Source organism: Arthrobacter sp. D1-17 (genome assembly GCF_054130535.1).
The window spans coordinates 1,518,929-1,539,649 of record NZ_CP096382.1; the positions used below are offsets into that span (position 1 = coordinate 1,518,929).

The following is a 20,721-nucleotide window of genomic DNA, read 5'->3' on the forward strand; positions in this document are numbered from 1 at the left end:
CGCCAGCCGCTTCTTCCTGCGGTTCAGGGCAGGTTGCTGAATGGAGTGGCTTCTTGTCGGAGCAGGTTTCCTGCTCATTCTCGGCACCGGTTTCTTCGTAGCTGTCGAGTTTTCACTGATTGCCCTTGACCAACCAACAGTGCAACGCGCGGTGGACGACGGCGACACAGCCGCGGTCCCGCTGCTCAAATGCCTGAAGTCGTTGTCCACGCAGTTGTCCAGCTGTCAGCTGGGCATCACAATGACAACCCTGCTGACCGGCTACGTGATGGAGCCATCGGTCGGCGCGCTGATCCATGCGCCGCTGGCTGCCGTCGGGCTTCCCGAGGCCGTTGCGAAGTCTGTTTCGCTCATTCTCGCCATGGTGCTGGCAACGCTGCTGTCGATGCTGCTCGGCGAACTGGTTCCGAAAAACATGGCGATTGCCCTGTCCTTCCGCATTGGCCGGGCGCTGGCGCGTCCGCAGCTCATGTTTACGGCGATCTTCAAGCCCGCCATCATCCTTCTCAATGGCTTCTCGAACAGGGTGCTCAACGTCTTCGGCCTCGAAGCTAAAGAGGAGATATCCGGAGCACGGACCCCGGCGGAGCTCGCTTCCCTCGTGCGGCGGTCGGCCGCCATGGGCACCCTGGATCCGGGCACGGCAAACTTCATCTCGCGGACGTTGAACTTCTCGGGGAGGACTGCTGCCGATGTGATGACTCCGCGCATCCGGGTCGAGACCATCGACGCCGACCAGCCCGTTTCGGACATTCTCGACGCCGCCCGGCGCACCGGCTATTCGCGTTTTCCGGTGATCGGTGATTCTGCCGATGACATCCGAGGGCTCGTCCATGTCAAGAAGGCGATTGCCGTGCCAGGGGAGCGGCGGCCTAACCTTGAGGCCGGGGCGATCATGACCGATGTTCTCCGCGTCCCGGAAACCATCCACCTCGACGCGTTGCTGGCCGAGCTTAGGGAAGGCAACCTGCAGCTGGCAGTGGTGCTTGACGAGTACGGCGGAACTGCCGGCATCGCCACCCTGGAGGACCTTGTCGAGGAGATCGTCGGAGAAGTGGCCGACGAGCACGACAGGGTTCGCCCGGGACTCCTGCAAAGCGCCTCCGGCGACTGGTATTTCCCTGGCCTCCTCCGGCCCGATGAACTCTCTGAACAGATACCCGGCCTCACCGTTCCCGATGAGGCGGCCTACGAAACGGTGGGCGGCTACGTCATGAGTGAGCTTGGGCGCATCCCCGCGGTGGGAGACACCGTGGATGTCGGGGGCGGAACGCTGACCGTGACCCGGATGGACGGGCGCCGGGTAGACAGGATCTGCTACAAGCCGGACCGCGGGGAGGCGGTTTATGGCTCCATTCCCACTGGGGCCGGAAATGCCAAGACCGGAAGTGCCAAGACGGGAAGCAATAAGCCCGGAAACGGAAAGCCGGGAAACGGAAAGCCGGGAAACGGAAAGCCGGGAAACGGAAAGCCGGTAAACGGCGCCAAGCCGAGGGCGAAGCAGAGGAACGGCGGCCCGGAAAATCTGGAAGCCGGATCGGTGGGGCCGGAAGATGCCGGCTCCCGGAAGGCGGTGCGGCATGAGTGACTGGGCCGGAATTGTGTGGCTGGTGCTGCTGCTGATGGGCAACGCCTTTTTCGTGGCGGCTGAGTTCGCCGTGATGTCGGCGCGCCGCAGCCAGATTGAACCCTTGGCTGAGGCTGGCTCCGGACGTGCCCAGACCACGCTGCGGGCCATGGAGAACGTCTCGCTGATGCTGGCATGTGCCCAGTTGGGCATCACCGTCTGCTCACTGCTGATCCTGCTGGTTGCCGAACCGGCAATCCATCACCTGCTTGCTGTTCCGCTGGAAGCACTCGGCGTGCCCAAGGAGGTTGCCGACGTTGGCGCTTTCGGTATTGCGCTCATGGCCGTGACGTTCTTGCATGTGACGTTTGGAGAGATGGTCCCTAAAAACATCTCGGTGTCGGTCGCTGACAAGGCGGCCCTGGTTCTGGCGCCGCCGCTCATGTTCGTGGCGCGCATCGTGAACCCGGTGATTGTCACGCTGAACTGGTCTGCCAACCACATCCTCAAGCTGATGCGGATTGAGCCGAAGGACGAAGTGAATTCGTCCTTCACCCTCGAGGAAGTGCAGTCCATCGTGCAGGAGTCAACCCGACACGGGCTCGTAGACGACGACGCCGGCCTTATCACCGGCGCGCTCGAGTTCTCTGAGTACACCGCCGCGGACGTCATGGTTCCGCTGGAGCGCCTGGTCATGCTGAAAACCTCGGCGACACCGCTGGAGTTTGAAAAGGCGGTGAGCCGTACGGGTTTCTCCCGGTTTCCGATGGTAGACGACGACGGCATGCTGGCCGGCTACCTGCATATCAAGGATGTGCTGTCGATTCCAGAGTCCGGCTACGGGCATCCCATTGCCGAAAGCCGGATCCGGTCGCTGGCGAATCTCCCGCGGAATGCTGAAATAGAGAACGCCATGTCCGTCATGCAGCGCACGGGCTCGCACCTGGCTCGAGTCATTGGACCGGACGGCCAAACTGACGGGGTGCTGTTCCTGGAAGATGTCATCGAGCAGCTCGTGGGTGAGATCCGGGACGCAACCCAAGCCAAGGGCATCCGCCGGCTGGGCGCCGGCAACGGGGAGTAACTGGCGGCAGGTAGCCTACTTCCCGGTGCCGGCTTGCCGGGCCGCACAGGCAGGGCACAGTCCGTAAATCTCGACAGTGTGCGCCACCTCAGTGAAACCGTGCTCCTGGGCCGTCCGCGCCGCCCACGTTTCCACGGCGGGGGCTTCGACTTCCACCGCCTTGCCGCAGCTGCGGCAGAGGAGATGATGGTGATGGCCGGTGACGGCGCAGCGGCGGTAGACGGCTTCCCCGTCGCCGTTGCGCAGCACATCCACAAGGCCTTCATCGGCGAGGGACTGCAGAATACGGTAGGCCGTGGCCAGGGAAACGGAGACACCCTGGTTCTGCAGGATCCGGTACAGTTCCTGCGTGCTGACGAAGTCATGAAGCTCATCCAGCGCGGCACTTACCGCAAGCCGCTGCTTCGTGACCCGTTGCTCTTTGCCGCCGGCCGCAACCAGCGGGGTCAGCGGCCTGCCGTCAGCGCTGGCGCCGTGTGGCATGAATGGACTCGCTTCGCTCATGGATACTTGCAGTGTTCAAGATTACCAGCCGGCCGTCTGTGAAAACTGCCGTGGACACTGATTGGCGCCTTGCCTAGGCTGGCCGGATGAAGCTGACTAAGTACACGCACGCCTGCATCCGCCTCGACAAGAACGGCGGCGAAAAGCACGGCGGCGCCCTTGTGATTGATCCTGGAACGTTCTCGGAGTCGGCCGAGGCTTTGGACGGTGCACGGGCGGTCCTGGTGACGCACGAACACCACGACCACGTCGATGTGGCGGCTGTGAAGTCCGCTCTTATTCAGAACCGTGAACTGGAGCTGTTCGCGCCGCTGGGAGTGGCCGACACAATGCGCAGGGAAGCAGCCGATGCCTTGTCGCGCATCCACACCGTGGAGCCCGGAACGTCGTTCGAGGCTGCCGGGTTCGATGTGAGAAGCTTCGGCGGGCAACACGCCCTGATCCACCCGCACATCCCCTTGGTTGCCAACATCGGCTATCTCGTGGACGGCAACGTGTACCACCCCGGGGACTCGTTCATCATTCCGGACGGCATCAGCGTCCAAACCCTGCTGGTGCCCGTGCACGCACCATGGAACAAGGTCAGCGAAGTGGTGGATTTCGTCATTGGAGTCCGCGCGCCCCGGGCGTTCCCCATCCATGACGCGCTGCTCAACAGCGCCGGCCTTGAGCTGGTGGAAGGCCATGTCAGGCGCCTCGGCGCAAAGTACGGTACGGCGTACGAGCACCTGGCAGCGCGGGAGTCCGTAGACCTCTGAGCTACGGTTCCCACGCGCCCGAATTGAAAAACACTCTGATGGTGTCCTCGTGGCGGCGGGGATCCAGCCCCTGCGCTGCCAGCCACGGCTCACTGTAATAGCTGCCCGCGTACCGGTCGCCGCCGTCGCACATCAGCGAAACCACGCTTCCCCGCTGGCCTTGGGCAATCATCTCCGCGATCAACTGCCAGACGCCCCACAGGTTGGTGCCGGTGGAAGGTCCTGCATGGAGTCCCGCCAAAGTGTACAGGTGCCGCATGGCGGCAACTGACGCCGCGTCCGGCACCTGGACCATGCGGTCGATCACTGACGGTACGAAACTAGGCTCCATGCGGGGCCGTCCGATGCCCTCGATCCGGGAAGGGCGGCCGGTGTTGAAGCCGGCTGCGCCGCTCTGCCAGCCCGGATAGAAGGCCGAGTTTTCGGGGTCCACGACGGTCAGTTGGGTTTTATGGCGGCGGTACCGGAGGTACCGGCCGATCGTGGCGCTGGTCCCGCCCGTGCCCGCTCCAACCACGATCCACCGGGGGATCGGGTGATCCTCCTGGGCGAGCTGGCCGAAGATGGATTCGGCGATGTTGTTGTTGCCCCGCCAGTCAGTTGCCCGCTCTGCATAGGTGAACTGGTCCATGTAGTGGCCGTTGCTGGTGGTGGCCACCTCCGCTGCTGCCGCATAGACCTCGGATGCGTGGTCCACCAGGAGGCAGGCGCCGCCGAACTGTTCTATTAGGGCGATCTTTTCCGGGCTCGTGGTGCGGGTCATGACCGCGATGAAGGGCAGGCCCAGCAGCTGCGCAAAGTAGGCTTCAGAAATTGCAGTACTGCCGCTGGAGGCCTCCACAATCGTGGTGCCTTCCCTGATCCAGCCGTTGACCAGTCCAAACAGGAAGAGCGACCGGGCCAGCCGGTGCTTCAGGCTCCCGGAGCGGTGGGTGGACTCGTCCTTGAGGTACAGCTGGACGCCCCAGTGCTCGGGCAGCGGTACAGAATACAGGTGGGTGTCCGCCGATCTGTTGTTCTCCGCGTCGATTTTGCGGATGGCTTCATCAGCCCACGTCCGGTCACGGTTTCCTGCTCCATTCACCGCCCTAGCCTACCCGCAGAGGCATCCGGCCGATCGATAGAGTTGGTCTGAAGGCCGGCGCCAGGAGCCGGTCCCAGCCCAGCCGAAGGAGACCGAGTGGATCCGCTCATGGACGTGCCCACCCTCAACGCCCGGATGGAGTCCGGCCAGCGAACTGTGCTGCTGGACGTGCGCTGGTCGTTGGGCGACCCCGAGGGCCGCGCGCACTACCTTGAGGCGCATGTCCCGGGCGCAGTGTACGTTGACTTGCCGACGGAGCTGGCGGCTCCGGGGGAGCCGGGCCGTGGCCGGCACCCTTTGCCGGCCCTGCCCGCGTTCCAGGCTGCCGCCCGCCGCTGGGGGATCTGTGTCGGTGACACCGTGGTTGCCTATGACGACGCCGGCAGTACTTCTGCCGCCCGCGTCTGGTGGATGCTCCGGAACGCCGGCTTCCGCAATGTCTGCCTGCTCGACGGCGGCCTGGCCGCCTGGCGTCGGGCGGGGCTGCCGCTGCGCTCCGGCGCGGAGGAAGCGGCCCCTGGAGATGTTGTTTTCACCGACAACGGCATGGGCACCATCACTGCGGCGGAAGCGGGCGAATGGGCAGAACACGGCGTACTGCTCGATGCGCGTGCCGGAGAACGTTACCGGGGCGAGATAGAACCGGTGGACCCCCGCGCGGGCCACATCCCCGGTGCCGTCAGCGCCCCCACCACCGAAAATCTCGACCGCGATGGGCGTTTTTTGCCCGTGCAGGAGCTGCGGCGCCGTTTCGCACGTTTGGGCGCGGATGCCGAAACCCCGACGGCGGTCTACTGCGGTTCGGGTGTCACAGCCGCCCACCAGATCGCGGCACTTGAAATAGCGGGAATCCCGGCATCCCTTTTTCCAGGGTCCTTCTCAGAATGGTCCAATGACCCGTCATGGCCCGTCGCGACAGGCCCTGCGCCGGATGGAGCACCTGCACCCTAACCCCTGGGCTGCAGAACCCTGCACTGTAGGGCCCTGCACTGTAGAGCCCTGCATTGTAGGGCCCTGCATTGTAGGGAACCGAACCGTCCGGATCCACGGCGGCGGTGTCGAGGTGGCACAGTTCTGTCTGCGGCAGGTAGCGTCGGAGTATGACTCCTGGACGCCCCGTGCCGCCGCCCCTTGCCCTCCGCATTCCGCCAGCTGACGACAGTGCGCCAGCCCAAGACACAGCGCAGCACCTGGCACCCGGGCAGGCCGGGGAAGGACTGCTCGCCGCCGCCCGCGGCGCCGTCTCGAGCGCCAGCGGTCTGGTGCCGTTGACCATTGCGCGTCGCGCGCCGAAGGCGGATGACGTGGAAATTTCCGTCGAGTTCTGCGGCCTGTGCCATTCGGACGTGCATGCCACGCGCGGGGAATGGGGCATGCAGAACTACCCGCTGGTCCCCGGTCACGAAATCGTTGGCCGGGTCAGCCGTGTCGGTGCTCATGTAGATGACTTCGCCCCGGGCGACCTCGTGGGAGTCGGCTGCATCGTCGACTCCTGCCGGGAATGTGGGAGCTGTCTGGAGGGATTGGAGCAGTACTGCGAGCAGGGCATGACGGGCACCTACGGCGCCAAGGACCGCAGGAACGCAGATGCCGTCACCCAGGGCGGCTACGCGTCCTCTGTTGTGGTGGACCGCCGCTACGTCCTGCACGTGCCGGAAACCCTCGACCCGGCTGCGGTGGCACCGCTGCTGTGCGCCGGCATCACCACCTTTTCCCCGCTCCGCCATTTCGGCGTCGAAGAAGGGGACGTGGTGGGTGTCGTAGGACTCGGCGGCCTAGGCCACATGGCCGTCAAGCTGGCCAAGGCGATGGGCGCCACGGTCAAGGTCTTCACCACCTCCGAATCGAAGGTCTCAGCTGCGCTGGAACTGGGGGCTGACGCCGTCGTCCTCTCCCGGGATGGGGAGGCGATGGCCGCTGAGAACCGCAGCATCGACGTGATCATCGATACGGTGGCTGCCCCGCATGACCTCAATCCGTACTTCAAAACTCTGCGCCGCGACGGGGCACTCTTCCAGCTGGGCCTGCCCTCCGAGGCAATGCCGCCCGTCAACCCCGGGGCGCTGATTAGGCGGCGGATTTCCTACGCCGGTTCCCTGATCGGCGGAATCGCTGAAACCCAGGAAATGCTGGAATTTTGTGCCGAGCATGGCGTCGTTTCGGACATCGAACTGGTCGGAGCCGGGCAGCTCAACGAGGCCTATGACCGGATGGTCGCAGGTGATGTGAAGTACCGTTTTGTCTTGGATACCACCACACTGCAGGCACCGTCGGAAAGGGCTGACGCATGAGCACGCTGTTCACCAAGATTCTCAATGGAGAGATACCCGGCCGGTTTGTCTGGCGGGAGCCTGATGTGTCGGCGTTCCTGACCATGGGGCCGTTGGCCGACGGGCACACGCTCGTCGTTCCTACCGAGGAGGTGGACCGCTGGACTGATGCTTCGCCCGAGACGCTGGCCAAGGTGATGGAGGTGGCCCGCCGTATCGGCGCGGTCCAGGTGGAGACGTTCGGATCTGCGCGGGCCGGCCTTATCGTGGCCGGCTACGAGATCAACCACATGCACGTTCACGTGTGGCCCTCCAACAGCATGGCGGAGTTCGACTTTTCCACGGCTGACCACAACCCGGATCCGGCCAGGCTCGATGCGAACGCGGAAAAGCTCCGCGCCGGGCTCCGCGACGCCGGTTACGGGGAGTTCGTGCCGGAGAGCTGAAACCGGAAAGTTGAAGCTGAGCGGGTAGTCAAGGGCCTGGAGTACGCTGCGGCCCTTGGACTACCCTGCCAGGGCTTTGTTCAGGGCAGTCCGGATCCGCTTCTCGGAAACGCTGTACGCGGTTCCGAGTTCGACGGCGAACAGGCTCACCCTGAACTCTTCTATCATCCAGCGCACCTGGGTGAGTTCAGCACCGGCCCGGCGTCCCGGCAGGAGAGCGGACACGGCGTCGTCATACTCATCCTCCAGCCGCTGCACTGCCGCCATGCTGAGCGCGTCCCGCTGCACGTTGCCCGGCAGTTTCTCGAGGCGCTTTTCGATGGCCGCGAGGTACCGCGGCAGCTGGCTCAGCTGGGCGTAGCCCGTCTTGGCGACAAAGCCCGGGTACACCAGCTGCTCCAGCTGGCTCCTGATGTCGTTTAGCGCGCTGATGAGCGCAAGGCTCGTAGTGCCCTGCAGCTGTTTCTCGATCCGCCGCGTGCTGGCCAGAATGCGCTCCACCACTGCCGTCACGCTGAAGACGGTATCGATCAGATCCGCGCGTACCTGCTCATAAAGGGCGTCGAAGGATGCCTGGTCCCACGGCAGTTCCGCCGGAGTGAGCTTGTCGATCGCGGCAAGGGCGCAGTCAGCTATCAAGGCGGAGACTGATCCGTGCGGGTTCTGGCTGAACGTCAGTTTCTCGGTGTTGTTGAGGTGTTCCAGGACGTAGCGGTCCGGGGACGGCACCCTGAGGGCCAGCAGGCGGATGACGCCGCCGCGCATGGCTTCCTGCTGTTCCGACGCCGTCTGGAAAACCCGCAGCGCAACTGACTTTCCTTCGTCCACGAGTCCCGGGTAGCCGGTAACAGTGTGGCCCCTGACCGTAACGCTGACTTCACGCTGGACGGTGCCAAAAGACCACTCGGTCAGGCCCGACCGTTCGGTGAATCCGTGGGATGCGGGGCGTCCCTCCTCAGGAGTCGCCGTGGCGGCGGAGCCTGCACCCTTTTTGGCAGCGCGGGGCCCCGCAGTGGCCGGCGTCGCGCCCAGCGATTCCGCGATTGCCCTTCGGGTGGCAGGAGCAAGCCTTTCCTGAAGCGCCTCGAGGTCCTTGCCCTCATCCAGAACTTTGCCCCTGCCGTCCACCACTTTGAAGCTCATGCGCAGGTGCTGCGGGACAGCTTCCCAGTTCCAGGAGCCCGGTGGAATAATGTGGCCGCGCAGACGCCGCAGCACGAGTTCCAAGGAGGACTCAAGCTCATCCTCGGCCGGGTCGAAGTCGGACTCCAGCGCTGCCACGGCCTGCCGGGCGACGTCGGGTGCGGGCACGAAGTTTTTCCGGATCTGTTTGGGCAGCGACTTGATCAGCGCGGTGACAAGTTCCACCCGCTGGCCCGGAATCAGCCAGCGGAAAGGGGTGTCCTCAAGCTGGTTCAGGAACAGGACCGGCACTTCGGCGGTAACGCCGTCGGAGGGGTTGGGCGGCGAGCCGGGCGCCACCGGATGGAATTCGTAGGTCAGCGGCAGCTCGAAACCCTTGTGCAGCCACGTCTTGGGATACGCGGACTCGTCGAGCGAGTCCGCGTCTTCGCTCAGGAGCAGTGACTGGTCAAAGTCCAGCAGGGCCGGCTCCTGCTGCCGGGCTTCCTTCCACCATTTGTCGAAGTGCCGCTCGGAGACGACGTCCTTACCCACGCGGGCGTCATAAAACTCAAAAAGGGTCTCATCGTCCACCAGCAGGCCGCGGCGGCGCACCCTCGCTTCGAGCTCCTCAACTTCCTCCAGCAGCGCACGGTTGCGGTGGAAGAACTTGTGGTGCGTCTTCCATTCGCCCTCTACCAGCGCATGCCGGATGAACATTTCGCGGGCGAGGACCGGATCGACCTTGCCATAGTTGATCCGGCGCTGGGCGATGACCGGGACGCCGTAGAGGGTGACCTTTTCGTAGGCCATGACCGCGCCCATCTTGCTGGACCAGTGGGGTTCACTGTAGCTGCGCTTGATCAGGTGCGGCGCCACCTGTTCGGCCCAGGCCGGCTCGAACCTGGCAGCCACGCGCGCCCAAAGCCGGCTGGTCTCCACGAGTTCGGCGGCCATGACGAACGTCGGGGCCTTCTTGAACAGGGCCGACCCGGGGAAGATGGCGAAGCGGGTCCCGCGGGCTCCGGCGTATTCCCGCTTCCGCTCGTCCAGGATGCCGATGTGGCTCAGCAGCCCGGAGAGCAGGCTGATGTGCACGCCTTCATGGTTTCCCACGGGGTCTGCCTGCCGCTTGTTGTCCAGACTGATGCCCAGCGGGCGGGCCAGCTGCCGGAGCTGCGCGAACAGGTCCTGCCACTCGCGGACGCGCAGGTAGTTGATGAATTCGTTCCGGCACAGGCGGCGGAACTGCGTGGAGGAGAGCTCCTGCTGCTTCTCGTGGATGTAGTTCCAGAGGTTCAGGTAGCCGGTGAAGTCGGAGTTCTCGTCCCGGAAGCGGGCGTGCTTCTCCGCGGCCAGCTGCTGTTTATCGGTTGGGCGTTCGCGCGGGTCCTGGATGGTTAGCGCCGCTGCCAGGATCATGACCTCACGGACACAGCCGCGCCTGCCGGCTTCCACGATCATGCGCCCAAGCCGCGGATCCACGGGCAGCTGGGCAAGCTTCTGTCCGACGGCAGTGAGCCCGCCGCCGTTGCGGCCCTCACCCTTGCCGGCGGTATTGGCGGCCTGCGGAGTGCTCAAGGCGCCCAGCTCCCTGAGGAGGGCCACGCCGTCGTTGATCGCCCGTGAATCCGGCGGCTCCACGAACGGAAAGGTCTCAATGTCCTTGGGGCCGCGGGCCACGCCCATGGCCGTCATCTGCAGGATGACCGCGGCAAGGTTGGTGCGCAGGATTTCCGGATCCGTGTACAGCGGCCTGGACTCGAAGTCTTCTTCTGAGTAGAGGCGGATGGCGATGCCGTCGGAAACACGGCCGCAGCGGCCCGAACGCTGGTTGGCTGAGGCCTGGGACACCCGCTCGATCGGAAGCCGCTGGACTTTCGTGCGGTGTGAGTAGCGCGAGATACGCGCGGTTCCGGTGTCGATGACGTACTTGATGCCCGGCACGGTCAGGGAGGTCTCGGCCACGTTGGTGGCCAGCACAATCCGCCGTTTGCCGCCCGGGTTGAAGACGCGGTGCTGTTCCTGCAGGCTCAGCCGGGCAAAGAGCGGCAGGACCTCGGTGCCGGCCAGCCGCCGGTTGGACTGGATCCGGGCGTTCAAGGCCTCGGCGGCGTCGCGGATTTCCCGCTCGCCGGAGAAGAAGATGAGGATGTCGCCCGGGGCCTCCTGGGCGAGTTCGTCGACGGCGTCGCACACCGCGTCCAGCGGATCCCGGTCTTCCTCGAGTTCGTCGTCCGAGGAGTTGTCTTCTTCATCACCGGCAGCCGCGCCGCCGGCTGGCTGGGACAGCGGCCGGTACCGGATTTCCACCGGGAAGGTGCGGCCGGACACCTCAACGATTGGAGACGGCCCGTCTTCCGCACCAAAGTGCTTCGCGAAGCGCTCGGGATCGATGGTGGCGGACGTGATGATCACCTTCAGGTCCGGCCGCTGCGGCAGGATGCGTTTGAGGTAGCCGAGGATGAAGTCGATGTTGAGGCTGCGTTCATGGGCCTCATCGATGATGATCGCGTTGTACCTACGGAGCAGCTTGTCGCGCTGGATTTCTGCCAGCAGGATGCCGTCCGTCATGAGCTTGACCTTGGTGGACTTGCTCACTTCGCCGGTGAAGCGGACCTGGAAGCCTACTTCCTGGCCGATCTCCACGCCCAGTTCGGAGGCGATGCGTTCGGCCACGGTCCTTGCGGCCAGGCGCCGCGGCTGCGTGTGGCCGATCAGGCCGTTCTCGCCGAGCCCCAGTTCCAGACACATCTTAGGGATCTGCGTGGTCTTTCCGGAACCGGTCTCACCGGCGATGATGGTCACCTGGTTGGCAGCGATGGCGGCCATCAGGTCCTCGCGGCGCTCGGATACCGGCAGCTCGGCGGGGTAGGAGATGTGAAAAGTCATGGCTGGATCCAGTCTACTGCTGCTTCTGGCTGCTGCCTGTGGCGGCAGGGCAGTCACGACTGCCGGTGGCAGTCGTTACCTGCCGGGGTAGATGGCCGCGAGACCCGAACGGGACGTCACGCCAAGCTTCGCGTAGATCCGGGTCAGGTGGTACTGGACGGTCTTGACCGACACGTACAGCTCAGCCGCCGCCTCCTTGTTGCTCAGGCCTGACGCAACAAGGGCCGCCACCGCCTTTTCCTGTTCCGTAAGGTCGTGCGACGCAGCGCCCAGTTCCAGATGGTCGGCAGCCGCGTGCCAGTTCCCGCGAAGGGCCTGGATCTGGGCTCCGGTCCAGTGGAGCAGCGGCCGCAACAGTTCGATGCCCGACTCCTCCTGCATCGCCAGGGCAGGCTGGACGGTCCGCAGCGCATCGTCCCAGGAGCCAAGGGCGAAGTCGGCCCTGGCCAGCCATGCCTGTGCCCAGAGAGAGATGCGCTGCGAACCGTGCGCGAACTCTGTAGGGACCGCCCCGGCCAATTCCGCCCTGGCCTCTTCCACCCGGTCCATGGCCAGATGCAGCCAGCCCTTGCCCATCTGGAGCCGATGGTGCTGGGCTCCGCGTTCGGTGAGGCGGCCGGCGTTCCGACTGGCGCGGCCTTTTCCCGATCGGCGCACTTCCCCTGGTCTTCCTGTTTCCGCTGACTCCTGAAACTGCCGGAGTCACCCCGCTGGCGGAGCTGGTCCTGAGCCCGGCGCCGCGGACCGACGGTTCCGGCAGCGAGGTCACGTACGACTTCGTCCTCGACGCCGCCCGCGCCTAACTGGCACCGGCGACGAAACAGGCGACGAAACAAAGGAGCAAAACCCGTGCTTTTTGCAGTGTGCATGAACGTCAGCGTCCCCCGGGACATGGATCCGGTAGCCAAGGCAGAGCTGCTTGCCGCGGCGAAGGCCTACTCACAGGAGCTGCAGCGCAAGGGGGAGTGGCAGAACATCTGGCGGTGCGTGGGCGAATACGCCAACTTCAGCATCTTCGATGTCGCCGGCAACGAACGTCTGCACGAGATCCTGTGGGGACTGCCGCTGTTCCCCTATATGGAAATCGACGTTACGCCCCTGGTGCTGCATCCGTCCGACATCGCCGTCGGCTGACCCCCACAGCAAAGGACCCGGCTTCCGCCGGGTCCTTTGCTTTCGCCGCCCATCCTAGAGGGCGCGGGTGGTGTGATTCCTGCTGGGCAGCTCGAGTGCAGACCAGTCCCGGATCGAATATTCCGGGGGTGTGTGGCCGCGCCCGTCACGGGCAACGGCGGTGAAAGTGGCTGCAACCGAGATGAGGATCAGGACAACAAGGGCGATTCCGAAGATTTCCATAGCTCCATGGTTCTCCCGGCGCGGGAAGGAAAAAAGTGGCAGAAAGGACTATAAAGAACAAATTTCTGCCATACTGGATGCATGCTCAGATCAGTGGCGGTCATTGCGGTTCCCAACTTTTCGATCTTTGAGTTCAGTACCGCTTTCGAGGTGTTCGGCATCGATCGGTCCGACCGCGGCACCGGCGTTCCTCAGTTTGATTTCAGGGTCTGTGCGCCGGTGCCGGGGGACATCGTCCTGAAGTCAGGCCTGAGCATGAAGATAAGCCTTGGGCTGGAGGCGGCAGCCGATGCGGACCTGGTCATCATGGCGCCCTACGGCCGGGAGGATGACGTCCCGGAGGAAGTCCTTGACGCCCTTCGGGCGGCGCACGAGCGCGGTGCCTGGGTCATGTCCATTTGCTCCGGCGCGTTTGCGCTGGCCCGGGCAGGGCTCCTGGACGGGCGCCGCTGCACGACGCATTGGCATTACTCCGGCGAGCTGGCAGCGAAGTACCCCAAGGTCCTGGTGGATGAAAATGTCCTTTACGTCCAGGACGGCCGGATCATTTCCAGCGCCGGTACGGCGGCCGGCATAGACGCCTGCCTGCATCTGGTCCGTGTGGAGTTCGGCGCGGCAGTGGCAGCTGCCATAGCCCGGGACATGGTGGTGCCTCCACACCGCGACGGCGGCCAGGCACAATTCATCGACCGGCCCATGCCCGAGTGCGGCTCACAGCCCATGGAGGACCTGCTTGAGTGGATGGTGCAGAGCCTGGATGAGGAGCACCCTGTCCACGAGCTCGCCGCAAGAGTGCATATGTCACCGAGAACGTTCGCCCGCCGTTTCCGGGCCGAGACGGGGGCCACGCCGGCGGCATGGCTCAACTCCCAGCGGGTGCTGCGGGCCCAGGAGCTGCTGGAGTCGACTGACCTGACTATTGATGAAGTCGCGCGCCAGTCAGGCTTCGGCCACCCCGTGCTGCTGCGCCATCACTTCGCGAAAGTTCTGGATACCAGCCCGCAGTCCTACCGCCGGGCATTCCGCGGCCAGCTTTCTCCTGCCAGCTAGGGCTGGCCGGTGCCGTCGTGGGACTCTTCCTCCGCGGCCGCCCGGGCCCTGTCGACGAGGACGCGCCACGGACCGGTCACTGCTCTTTCGGGCAGGGTGGCCCGGTGCTGGCCCGCCCGGATGGAATACATGAACCGGTCCGGCTGTCCGTCCGCCACCCGCCGGGAGTCGGAGACAGCGTCCCACGGGCAGGCTTCCACGATGGGCTGCCAGCGGCTCTTGTCGGTGTCTGTCGTGGCCTGAACTGTCCAGGTGCGTGTCAGCGCAGCAAGCCCGCCGCTGCGCTCAACTGTGATTTTCATGGCAGGTCCCGGTGGTCCTTGGGCAGCCGGATGCGCGGAGAAAACGCGCCCCGGCGGAAGGTCAGAGCTTTACCTTCACAGTTTCCCACGCTTGGCGCACGGCGTCATGCTCTGCGGACTCCGCCCCGAACAGTTCCTTTGCGGATGCTGCCGTGGCCTTGGCGAAGACGCTGAAAGTGGCAGTCGGCGGCAGGGAACCTCCGGTCAGTGTCTCGTACCAGATGTGGCCTGGTGCCTCCCACGCATTGCCGCCGACCGATAGGGCGGCCAGGCAGAAGGCCCGATTGGGAATGCCGGAATTGATGTGGACACCGCCGTTGTCCGTGCTGGTACGGACGTAGCTGTCCATTGAGTCAGGCTGCGGGTCCTTGCCCAGCACGTCGTCGTCGTAGGCAGTTCCGGGGGCTTTCATGGAGCGGAGCGCCGAGCCTTGAACCTGGGGAGTGAAGAGACCTTCGCCGATGAGCCAGCTGGCCTCAGCCGCGGACTGCTTCCGGTAATACTGCTCCACCAGGGCACCGAAGACATCCGAGAACGACTCGTTGATGGCACCGGCTTGGTTCCGGTAGGCCAGACCGGCCGAATACTGCGTCACACCGTGGGCCAGTTCGTGGCCGATCACGCTGAGGGACCGGGTGAACCGTTCGAAGATCTCGCCGTCACCGTCACCGAACACCATCTGCTGGCCGTCCCAGAAAGCGTTGTCATACAGTCTGCCGAAGTGGACGGTGGCATTGAGGGGCATTCCCTGTCCGTCAACGGAGTTACGGCCGAAGACATCGGCGTACAGGCTGTGAGTGCGGCCCAGGCCGTCGTAGGCCTCGTCGGTGGCGGGGTCGCCGACTGGGGCCTCGCCTTCCTTCCGTATGAGCACGCCGGGAAGGGATTCGCCGCCCTTGGCATCGAAGACCGACCTGTTCACAGGTGCAGGCTGCAGTTGCCTCAAACCCCGGGGCGCCTCGGGAGCAGGAGCCGTCCTCGCCGCCTGCACGGTCTTCACATGCAGCAGCGCCTCTTTTGCAGCCCTGCGGACAGCGGTGAACCTGGGCGCGTCCTGTGCGGCCAGTCGTTTGAGCATGTACGGGGGGATGATGGAACAGATCATGGAAATCAGCCTACGAGTGCCCGCCGACAATCTTCCTCAGGCACACGGCGGCGCTGTCCGTTCGCCGGCGGCCACTGTCTCATAACCCGCGGCAGCGTCCAGGGCAAGCAGAAAACCCCGCCGTTTCGCTGAAACGGCGGGGTTCTTCTGTGCCCTCGATAGGATTCGAACCTACGGCCTTCTGCTCCGGAGGCAGACGCTCTATCCCCTGAGCTACGAGGGCATCCAGGGATCCTGCCGTTACCGGCTGGACGTCCTAGAGCTTAGCAGGAAGGTGGGCTCTAATGGAAAATCGGCGTCCGCCCCTGCCTGGCATCAGCGGCCCAGTACCGGCCCAGTACCGGGCCCGGTGCCCCAGACGGTATCCGGGTTCAGTACCCCGCGAACGAATCGACCCGGATCCGCCGTGCTCCAGCCTGCCGGGCAGCACGCTTCAGCAAGCCCACGCTGGCAGGGGAGCCGGAGATGAACACCGTGCGTCCGGCGATGTCCGGGACCAGGAGCTTCAGGGAATGGCCGTCCAGACGGGCGCCCGGTTTTAAGCGGGCTGCCGCATCTTCCATGAAATCCGGCGGGCTGGACCCGTCGGCCAGCCGCGCGATGATCCGCGCGCCGGAATGTTCCAGCTCATCCGCATATGCGAGTTCCGCGGCGTTCCTTGCCAGGTAGAGCAGGACCGTGTCTTGCTGGTCCGCCAACCCGCTGGAAAGGTGCGCGAGGAAGGGCGTGATCCCGATGCCGGCAGCGATAAGCAAAACCGGCTCATTCGATCCTGTGGGCAGGACGAAGTCACCTGCCACCGTGGTAGCCGTAAGCTCCTCCCCGGGTTTGAGGGCCAGGAGCTGGCGTTTGGCGGCGGAGACGGGAGCGGCGGTGCCGACTCCGATCTTCACGTGCTCCGCGTCCGGGGAATTTGTCAGGCTGAACACCCGGCGCCTGCCCTTCCCGTCCGATTTCCCGTGCGGCAGATCCAGCTCCACGTACTGGCCGGGCTCATGCCGAAGGGGGCGGCGCGGCCGGAAAACGAATTCCGTGGCCGTTGGGCTCAGCCTGCGCGAATGGCTGAAGCGGAGCCGCACGCCGCCGCGCTGGCCGGCCAGGAAGGCCAGCAGGTTGCCGGCCAGCAGGGCCAGCTCCGGCGAGTTCGCCATAAAGCCGAAGTTAAAGGGGGTTGCAAAAAGGATTCCGACGACGGCGGCCAGCACCAGCTGCTGCCGGCGCCGCGGCGGGAGTGTCAACGGTTCGGTGAGCATGAACCCGGCGAAGAAGAGCACGGGGCTCTGCGCCAGCGGCTGCCACACGGCCGTGCCCAAGTCGGCTCCCGGTTCCAGCAGCGTGGTGCCGGCGGCAATGGACGTGGCCACCACGGTGAACACTAAGGCCATGAGCATTTTCCTGGTCCGGTACACCACGGCCAGCACCCCAGGAACCAGCAGCAACAGCATGGCGGGGATACCGGCCCACCATGTGGCGATGTTCAGTCCGGTCAGGCCGGTGATGAAGGCTCCGGCGGCCGCCGGATTGAAGACGTGGCGGCCCCGCCAGGCCAGGACGTATTTGGACGCGGAGGCAAGGATGCACGCCAGGGCCACTCCGGCGAGGTCAGCCGGTGCAAATACCGGGCCGAGCTCTGGGGGCCAGAACAGGAAGTACAGCAGGAGGCCGGTAATGAGTGAGGATTCGGAATGCGGCCTGACATGAAAGACTGCCGCGAATGCACGGTTTGAAGCGTAGGTCAGCCCGAGGCACAGTGCGAGGTGGGCTGCCAGGTTGCCAAGGCCGAACGTCAGCCAGCCCAGGACGTCGAGCACCAGGCTGTAGGCGGCGAGGGCGGCAAGGACCAGGATCACCAGCCGGTACATGGTAAACCGTCCGAGAAAGGTATCCAGCGCGCTGACGGGCGGGATCCGCGCTTGTGTGGTGGTGGAACTCATCTAAACAGCGCCCCTTCGAATTCCGCGGAATATTCCGCACTGCCGTTGGAAAAAACCTTGAGCCAGGAGAACCGGAAGCTGGACGCCAGCTGCTCTGCGGGTACGACGAACAGGGCGGTGGCCAGGGCATCGGCCTCCATGGCCGTGTGCGCCGCAGCCCACGTCGCAACCACTGTGGTTACCGGCCTGCCGGTAGTCCCGTCCAGGACGTGGTGCAGTCCGTCACCCCAAGCCCGCCGGTTCGAAGCTGAGGCACAGAGCGCACCTGCTCCCAGCGGGATCGTTCCGATCGCCCGGCTGGGGTCATAGGGATGTTCCAATGCCACCGTCACAGGATCCTCTCCATAGTTCAGGAGGTCACCGCTGGCATCGATGAAGAAGTCGCTGACACCCTGGCTGTGCAGCACGTCGGCCAGCAGGTCCACGAGCTGGCCCTTGCCTGCGGCCCCCACGTCCAGCACCACGGGCGCTGTGGTGCTGGCGGAGGTTCCCCTCCATACCAGGACATCGTCCCAGGCCGGCGGCGCTGCTGCGGGGCCACGGGGCCGGAGGGAGTATCCGGCGTCGTAGCCGAGCTGCTCCAGGCTCCGGCCGATCAGGGGTGTCATGGCTCCGCCACTGAGGCTGTATAGCTCACGGTAGAGGTCCGCGAGGGCCGCGGATTCGGCCGGCAGCTCGAACTGGCCCGCGCGCTCCGACATCCTGCTCACCACCGAATCGCGGCGGAACCGCGACCACGCCGAGTCGTACCGCTCCACCTCGGTGAGCAGGCTGTGGCGCTGCGCGGTTTCCAACCGCCTGGGCGTGGAGATTTCCCACGCGGTGCCTATCCCGTCAAAACGGAAGTCGTGCCAGCCGGGGTGCGGCATGGGGCCTCCTTTGGCTTCCTCTTACCGCGCTGTGCCGGGCGGTCCGCCGTGGTGTCCATGCCGCGCCTGCCTAGGCTGCCTGCGCCTTAATCTCTTCGACTGCCTGGTTAAAGCCGCCGCTGGTCAGGGATGAACCGGCAACCTTGGAGACCTTGATCTCATCCAGGCTCTTGCCCACCACCTGTGCTGCGATGCCGCCGGCGAATTCACCCTGAAACCTCCGGGTGTTCGGGTTAGACGGATGCTGGGTGATCTCCACAGCCGAGACGGTGCCGTTGCTGAGCGTCAGCTGTACACCCACGGTCTCGGTGCCGTTGGGCGACCTGTAGTTGCCGTCCGCGCTGTAGGTGCCGTCCTTGTAGGCGCCGGACCCTGGATTCGAAGCTGAAGACGAGGAGGCTGAGCCGGTCGCTGCAGGCTGGTTCTCCTGTGCTGCTGACTGCTGGGCCGAGGGCGCACAGCCAGCCACCGTTCCAGCCAGGGAAAGTCCGGTCACGCCGGCGAAGAGACTTTTACGGAGCAGGCTTTTGCGGGGAGAAAGGTTCACGGGTGTCTCGTTTCGTTCGTACGGGCACTTACCGGGTGTGACGACGTCTAAAACAGATTAAAGGTTCAAGCTGTGAATTTCCCTACAATTTTGCTGTGACGTCGAATGCGCCGTCGGGGCCCGTGCGCCTTCTTTCAGATTCCGCGACAGGGCAGGGCCCCCGGTAGGCTAGGAATGTGACTCCCGAAGAACTTTCCCTGGCCATATCCGCCTGCCTGAAAGATGCCGTTGCCGCGGGCGAAATCGCCTTGTCCGAGGCGGCCGTCCCCGAGGCCGTCCTGGTCGAGCGTCCTAAGAACCGGGAGCACGGCGACTGGGCAACGAATATCGCCTTGCAGCTGGCGAAGAAGGCCGGTACCAACCCCCGGGAGTTCGCCACCATCCTCAGCGCCCGGCTGAAGGAGATTTACGGTGTGGCGGGAGTCGAGATTGCCGGCCCGGGCTTCCTGAACATCACGGTGGATGCGGCCGCGGCAGGTGCACTCGCGAAAGCCATCGTGGAAGCCGGGCCGGAATACGGCACCAACTCGGCGCTCGCCGGCCACAAGGTCAACATGGAATTTGTGTCGGCCAACCCCACCGGGCCGCTCCACATCGGCCACACGCGGTGGGCTGCACTGGGGGATTCGATCGCGCGCGTGCTGCGGGCCTCCGGCGCGGACGTCACCGCGGAGTACTACATCAATGACGCCGGCTCGCAGATGAACGTGTTTGCCCACTCCGTGCTGGCCCGGCTGCATGGACGCGACGTGCCTGAAGGCGGCTACCCGGGCGAGTACATCCGCGACCTCGGCCACGAGGTGCTGAGCCAGCACCCGGACATCCGCGAGCTCACTGATGTAGCGGCGCTTCCCGTCATCCGGGCTGCCGCGTACGAGGCGCAGATGAAGGACATCAAGGATACGCTTGCGGACTTCGGCGTTTCCTTCGACGTCTTCTTCTCCGAACAGGAACTGCACGACGCCGGTGCCATCGAAAGTGCTGTCGCCCGCCTCCGCGAACAGGGCCACGTGTTCGACGACGGCGGCGCCGTCTGGCTCCGGACCACCGATTTTGGCGACGACAAGGATCGCGTCATGATCCGCGCGAACGGCGAGCCCACGTACTTCGCCGCCGACGCTGCCTACTACCTGTCCAAGAAGGACCGGGGCTACACGGAGAAGATCTACCTGCTCGGCGCCGACCACCACGGCTACATCCACCGGCTCAAGGCCATCGCAGCCGCTGCCGGCGACGATCCCGAGGTCAACATCGAGGTACTGATCGGCCAGCTCGTCTCGGTCAATGGCGCCAAGCTGTCCAAGCGCGCCGGCAACATCATTGAGCTCAAGGACCTGATCTCCTGGCTTGGCAAGGACGCCGTACGGTACTCACTGGCGCGGTTCCCGGCGGATTCCCCGCTCACGCTGGATCCCGAGCTGCTTAAGAAGCACAGCAACGAAAACCCCGTGTTTTACGTGCAGTACGCACATGCCCGGTCCCGCGGTGCGGCACGCAATGCCGTGGCGGCCGGTGTGGACCGCAGCGCCTTCGACGCGTCGCTGCTGCACCACGCTACCGAGAACGAGCTGCTGTCCCACCTGGGCAGCTACCCCTCCATTGTTGCCAAGGCAGCGGAGCTGAGGGAACCCCACCGGGTGGCCCGCCACCTTGAGGTCATCGCCGGGGCGTACCACCGCTGGTATGACGCCTGCCGCATCGCCCCGCTGGGCGAGGAAGCCGTCACCGACCTCAACCGCACCCGCCTGTGGCTCAACGATGCCACGAGCCAGGTGCTTGCCAACGGACTGGACCTGCTCGGCGTATCGGCGCCGGAACGGATGTGAACCAA

General features: G+C 64.9%; 19 protein-coding genes and 1 tRNA gene. 9 read left to right on the plus strand and 11 right to left on the minus strand.

Annotation, left to right across the window (positions count from 1 at the left end; all coding sequences use genetic code 11):
• Positions 1 to 40: 40 nt before the first annotated feature.
• Together M1E01_RS07080 and M1E01_RS07085 are read left to right on the plus strand one after the other, a co-directional pair.
• Positions 41 to 1,588, plus strand: coding sequence for a hemolysin family protein (locus M1E01_RS07080; protein WP_457974355.1), 1,548 nt, complete (start codon positions 41 to 43; stop codon positions 1,586 to 1,588).
• The gene (locus M1E01_RS07085; RefSeq protein ID WP_457974356.1) at positions 1,581 to 2,651 is read left to right on the plus strand and encodes a hemolysin family protein; all 1,071 of its coding nucleotides are present in this window, start codon (positions 1,581 to 1,583) and stop codon (positions 2,649 to 2,651) included. The genes M1E01_RS07080 and M1E01_RS07085 overlap by 8 nt, the downstream gene beginning before the upstream one ends.
• 15 nt (positions 2,652 to 2,666) lie before the next feature.
• On the opposite strand, the gene M1E01_RS07090 is transcribed toward M1E01_RS07085, so the two are convergent.
• The gene (locus M1E01_RS07090; RefSeq protein WP_457974893.1) at positions 2,667 to 3,134 is read right to left on the minus strand and encodes a Fur family transcriptional regulator; all 468 of its coding nucleotides are present in this window, start codon (positions 3,132 to 3,134) and stop codon (positions 2,667 to 2,669) included.
• A 107-nt stretch (positions 3,135 to 3,241) separates the two neighbouring features.
• On the opposite strand from M1E01_RS07090, the gene M1E01_RS07095 reads away from it, so the two are divergent.
• Positions 3,242 to 3,913: an MBL fold metallo-hydrolase gene (locus M1E01_RS07095; RefSeq protein ID WP_457974357.1), complete on the plus strand. Its 672-nt coding sequence runs from the start codon at positions 3,242 to 3,244 to the stop codon at positions 3,911 to 3,913.
• A 1-nt stretch (position 3,914) separates the two neighbouring features.
• Here M1E01_RS07095 and M1E01_RS07100 read toward each other — a convergent pair whose 3' ends face one another.
• A complete protein-coding gene (locus M1E01_RS07100; protein ID WP_457974358.1) occupies positions 3,915 to 4,997 on the minus strand; it encodes a PLP-dependent cysteine synthase family protein in 1,083 nt (360 codons plus the stop codon).
• 96 nt (positions 4,998 to 5,093) lie between these two features.
• Here M1E01_RS07100 and M1E01_RS07105 point away from each other — a divergent pair, with 96 nt between their 5' ends.
• The 3 genes from M1E01_RS07105 (at position 5,094) to M1E01_RS07115 (ending at position 7,713) form a co-directional block, all read left to right on the plus strand.
• Positions 5,094 to 5,948: a sulfurtransferase gene (locus M1E01_RS07105; RefSeq protein WP_457974359.1), complete on the plus strand. Its 855-nt coding sequence runs from the start codon at positions 5,094 to 5,096 to the stop codon at positions 5,946 to 5,948.
• Between the two features lie 149 nt (positions 5,949 to 6,097).
• Positions 6,098 to 7,288 carry an NAD(P)-dependent alcohol dehydrogenase gene (locus tag M1E01_RS07110; RefSeq protein WP_457974361.1) on the plus strand — a complete coding sequence of 397 codons (1,191 nt, stop codon included), beginning with the start codon at positions 6,098 to 6,100 and terminating at the stop codon, positions 7,286 to 7,288.
• A complete protein-coding gene (locus M1E01_RS07115) occupies positions 7,285 to 7,713 on the plus strand; it encodes an HIT family protein (protein WP_457974362.1) in 429 nt (142 codons plus the stop codon). Before M1E01_RS07110 ends, M1E01_RS07115 begins: the two co-directional genes overlap by 4 nt.
• A 60-nt stretch (positions 7,714 to 7,773) precedes the next feature.
• On the opposite strand, the gene hrpA is transcribed toward M1E01_RS07115, so the two are convergent.
• Together hrpA and M1E01_RS07125 are read right to left on the minus strand one after the other, a co-directional pair.
• Positions 7,774 to 11,727, minus strand: coding sequence for an ATP-dependent RNA helicase HrpA (gene hrpA, locus M1E01_RS07120; RefSeq protein ID WP_457974363.1), 3,954 nt, complete (start codon positions 11,725 to 11,727; stop codon positions 7,774 to 7,776).
• 75 nt (positions 11,728 to 11,802) lie between these two features.
• On the minus strand, positions 11,803 to 12,384 hold the full coding sequence (locus M1E01_RS07125) for a response regulator transcription factor (RefSeq protein ID WP_457974364.1): 582 nt from the start codon (positions 12,382 to 12,384) through the stop codon (positions 11,803 to 11,805).
• Between the two features lie 192 nt (positions 12,385 to 12,576).
• Here M1E01_RS07125 and M1E01_RS07130 point away from each other — a divergent pair, with 192 nt between their 5' ends.
• Positions 12,577 to 12,861 (plus strand): muconolactone Delta-isomerase family protein, encoded by a 285-nt coding sequence (locus tag M1E01_RS07130; RefSeq protein ID WP_457974365.1) that lies wholly within the window; start codon positions 12,577 to 12,579, stop codon positions 12,859 to 12,861.
• Positions 12,862 to 12,915: 54 nt separating this feature from the next.
• Here M1E01_RS07130 and M1E01_RS07135 read toward each other — a convergent pair whose 3' ends face one another.
• Positions 12,916 to 13,083, minus strand: a complete 168-nt coding sequence (locus M1E01_RS07135) for a hypothetical protein (protein ID WP_457974366.1) — start codon at positions 13,081 to 13,083, stop codon at positions 12,916 to 12,918.
• A gap of 81 nt (positions 13,084 to 13,164) precedes the next feature.
• Between M1E01_RS07135 and M1E01_RS07140 the strand changes: the two genes are divergently transcribed.
• A complete protein-coding gene (locus tag M1E01_RS07140) occupies positions 13,165 to 14,133 on the plus strand; it encodes a helix-turn-helix domain-containing protein (protein WP_457974367.1) in 969 nt (322 codons plus the stop codon).
• Here M1E01_RS07140 and M1E01_RS07145 read toward each other — a convergent pair.
• The 6 genes from M1E01_RS07145 to M1E01_RS07170 form a co-directional block, all read right to left on the minus strand.
• Entirely contained in the window at positions 14,130 to 14,435 is a 306-nt protein-coding gene (locus tag M1E01_RS07145) for a protealysin inhibitor emfourin (RefSeq protein WP_457974368.1), read from the minus strand. The two genes, M1E01_RS07140 and M1E01_RS07145, sit on opposite strands and share 4 nt — an antisense overlap.
• A 61-nt stretch (positions 14,436 to 14,496) precedes the next feature.
• Positions 14,497 to 15,540, minus strand: coding sequence for a M4 family metallopeptidase (locus tag M1E01_RS07150; RefSeq protein ID WP_457974369.1), 1,044 nt, complete (start codon positions 15,538 to 15,540; stop codon positions 14,497 to 14,499).
• Positions 15,541 to 15,690: 150 nt separating this feature from the next.
• Positions 15,691 to 15,763: transfer RNA gene (locus M1E01_RS07155), tRNA-Arg, on the minus strand.
• Between the two features lie 148 nt (positions 15,764 to 15,911).
• Complete coding sequence (locus M1E01_RS07160; protein ID WP_457974370.1) at positions 15,912 to 17,474, minus strand: ferredoxin--NADP reductase; 1,563 nt, start codon at positions 17,472 to 17,474, stop codon at positions 15,912 to 15,914.
• Positions 17,471 to 18,343, minus strand: coding sequence for an FAD:protein FMN transferase (locus M1E01_RS07165; protein WP_457974371.1), 873 nt, complete (start codon positions 18,341 to 18,343; stop codon positions 17,471 to 17,473). The genes M1E01_RS07160 and M1E01_RS07165 overlap by 4 nt, the downstream gene beginning before the upstream one ends.
• A 70-nt stretch (positions 18,344 to 18,413) precedes the next feature.
• Positions 18,414 to 18,890: an FMN-binding protein gene (locus tag M1E01_RS07170; protein WP_457974372.1), complete on the minus strand. Its 477-nt coding sequence runs from the start codon at positions 18,888 to 18,890 to the stop codon at positions 18,414 to 18,416.
• A 176-nt stretch (positions 18,891 to 19,066) separates the two neighbouring features.
• On the opposite strand from M1E01_RS07170, the gene argS reads away from it, so the two are divergent.
• The gene (gene argS / locus M1E01_RS07175; RefSeq protein ID WP_457974373.1) at positions 19,067 to 20,716 is read left to right on the plus strand and encodes an arginine--tRNA ligase; all 1,650 of its coding nucleotides are present in this window, start codon (positions 19,067 to 19,069) and stop codon (positions 20,714 to 20,716) included.
• Positions 20,717 to 20,721: the final 5 nt, after the last annotated feature.

What these genes read in the sequence shown, in the direction of transcription:
- M1E01_RS07080 (WP_457974355.1), top strand. Translation starts at nt 41, where the DNA reads ATGGAGTGGCTTCTTGTCGGAGCAGGTTTCCTGCTCATTCTCGGCACC.
- M1E01_RS07085 (WP_457974356.1), top strand. Translation starts at nt 1,581, where the DNA reads ATGAGTGACTGGGCCGGAATTGTGTGGCTGGTGCTGCTGCTGATGGGC.
- M1E01_RS07090 (WP_457974893.1), bottom strand. Translation starts at nt 3,134, where the DNA reads ATGCCACACGGCGCCAGCGCTGACGGCAGGCCGCTGACCCCGCTGGTT.
- M1E01_RS07095 (WP_457974357.1), top strand. Translation starts at nt 3,242, where the DNA reads ATGAAGCTGACTAAGTACACGCACGCCTGCATCCGCCTCGACAAGAAC.
- M1E01_RS07110 (WP_457974361.1), top strand. Translation starts at nt 6,098, where the DNA reads ATGACTCCTGGACGCCCCGTGCCGCCGCCCCTTGCCCTCCGCATTCCG.
- M1E01_RS07115 (WP_457974362.1), top strand. Translation starts at nt 7,285, where the DNA reads ATGAGCACGCTGTTCACCAAGATTCTCAATGGAGAGATACCCGGCCGG.
- hrpA (WP_457974363.1), bottom strand. Translation starts at nt 11,727, where the DNA reads ATGACTTTTCACATCTCCTACCCCGCCGAGCTGCCGGTATCCGAGCGC.
- M1E01_RS07135 (WP_457974366.1), bottom strand. Translation starts at nt 13,083, where the DNA reads ATGGAAATCTTCGGAATCGCCCTTGTTGTCCTGATCCTCATCTCGGTT.
- M1E01_RS07140 (WP_457974367.1), top strand. Translation starts at nt 13,165, where the DNA reads ATGCTCAGATCAGTGGCGGTCATTGCGGTTCCCAACTTTTCGATCTTT.
- M1E01_RS07145 (WP_457974368.1), bottom strand. Translation starts at nt 14,435, where the DNA reads ATGAAAATCACAGTTGAGCGCAGCGGCGGGCTTGCTGCGCTGACACGC.
- M1E01_RS07150 (WP_457974369.1), bottom strand. Translation starts at nt 15,540, where the DNA reads ATGATCTGTTCCATCATCCCCCCGTACATGCTCAAACGACTGGCCGCA.
- M1E01_RS07160 (WP_457974370.1), bottom strand. Translation starts at nt 17,474, where the DNA reads ATGAGTTCCACCACCACACAAGCGCGGATCCCGCCCGTCAGCGCGCTG.
- M1E01_RS07165 (WP_457974371.1), bottom strand. Translation starts at nt 18,343, where the DNA reads ATGCCGCACCCCGGCTGGCACGACTTCCGTTTTGACGGGATAGGCACC.